At 59.1% G+C, this 1,123-nt stretch carries 2 pseudogenes; one reads left to right on the forward strand and one right to left on the reverse strand.

Features of this window, described 5'->3' with window-relative positions:
- Window positions 1-160: 160 nt before the first annotated feature.
- Window positions 161-757, forward strand: a pseudogene (gene intI1 / locus NYP18_RS15305) (class 1 integron integrase IntI1); the annotation flags it as partial.
- 53 nt (window positions 758-810) lie between these two features.
- On the opposite strand, the pseudogene NYP18_RS15310 reads toward intI1, so the two are convergent.
- A pseudogene (locus tag NYP18_RS15310) lies at window positions 811-1,123 on the reverse strand (IS6-like element IS6100 family transposase); the annotation flags it as partial.

Genomic DNA, 1,123 nt, shown 5'->3' on the forward strand with positions numbered 1-1,123 from the left:
AAGAAGGAGTCCTCGGTGAGATTCAGAATGCCGAACACCGTCACCCTGCTGCGTAACATCGTTGCTGCTCCATAACATCAAACATCGACCCACGGCGTAACGCGCTTGCTGCTTGGATGCCCGAGGCATAGACTGTACAAAAAAACAGTCATAACAAGCCATGAAAACCGCCACTGCGCCGTTACCACCGCTGCGTTCGGTCAAGGTTCTGGACCAGTTGCGTGAGCGCATACGCTACTTGCATTATAGCTTACGAACCGAACAGGCTTATGTCCACTGGGTTCGTGCCTTCATCCGTTTCCACGGTGTGCGTCACCCGGCAACCTTGGGCAGCAGCGAAGTCGAGGCATTTCTGTCCTGGCTGGCGAACGAGCGCAAGGTTTCGGTCTCCACGCATCGTCAGGCATTGGCGGCCTTGCTGTTCTTCTACGGCAAGGTGCTGTGCACGGATCTGCCCTGGCTTCAGGAGATCGGAAGACCTCGGCCGTCGCGGCGCTTGCCGGTGGTGCTGACCCCGGATGAAGTGGTTCGCATCCTCGGTTTTCTGGAAGGCGAGCATCGTTTGTTCGCCCAGCTTCTGTATGGAACGGGCATGCGGATCAGTGAGGGTTTGCAACTGCGGGTCAAGGATCTGGATTTCGATCACGGCACGATCATCGTGCGGGAGGGCAAGGGCTCCAAGGATCGGGCCTTGATGTTACCCGAGAGCTTGGCACCCAGCCTGCGCGAGCAGCTGTCGCGTGCACGGGCATGGTGGGCTCTGTTGCAAAGATTGGCGGCAGTCAGAGGTAGGCTGTCGCTCTGCGCCGATCAGGCGGCTGCTGCGAAATGGTGGTTGAGCATGCCCATGGCCTCCGTCAGCGCCGAGGGCCCAATGCCAAAAGCTCTCTCCACAAGGCGCACCTCGCCCCTGATGCCGGGCTGCAGGCACCAGGGGCGAGCCTGTCCTTTGCGCAGGGCTCGCATGACTTCGAATCCCTTGATCGTGGCATAGGCCGTGGGGATCGATTTGAAACCGCGCACCGGCTTGATCAGTATCTTGAGCTTTCCGTGATCGGCCTCGATCACGTTATTGAGATACTTCACCTGCCGGTGGGCCGTCTCCCGGTCCAGCTTTCCTTCG

This window comes from Corynebacterium lemuris (assembly GCF_024919295.1).
GTDB classification, from domain to species: domain Bacteria; phylum Actinomycetota; class Actinomycetes; order Mycobacteriales; family Mycobacteriaceae; genus Corynebacterium; species Corynebacterium lemuris.